Annotated in this window: 1 protein-coding gene; it reads left to right on the forward strand. The window is 46.8% G+C overall.

Annotation, left to right across the window (positions count from 1 at the left end; genetic code table 11):
• Positions 1 to 299 (forward strand): inositol monophosphatase family protein (locus NE473_RS31425; RefSeq protein ID WP_305148719.1); only part of this gene is annotated, 299 nt, incomplete at both ends.

The following is a 299-nucleotide window of genomic DNA, read 5'->3' on the forward strand; positions in this document are numbered from 1 at the left end:
ATTTTAGACCCTGTTGACGGGACGACAAACCTTATGCACGACTATCAGCACAGCGTTGTATCTTTAGCCCTTTGCCGCCAGGGGGAGATTATTATGGGAATTATATATGATCCCTTCCGCGATGAAGTGTTTTCTGCAATTAAGAGAAAGGGCAGCTTTCTAAATGGGCAGCCCATACATGTATCAAATGCAGAAAAACTATCCGACACAATGATTGGGCTGGGAACAGCAAAAAGAGAAGTGGCCGTTGAAAATTTTGCCCGGTTCCGCAGGGTGTTCGGTCAGTGCCAGGATGTCCG

The sequence above is a fragment of the Hungatella sp. SL.1.14 genome, assembly GCF_024460495.1.
GTDB lineage: Bacteria > Bacillota > Clostridia > Lachnospirales > Lachnospiraceae > Hungatella > Hungatella hathewayi.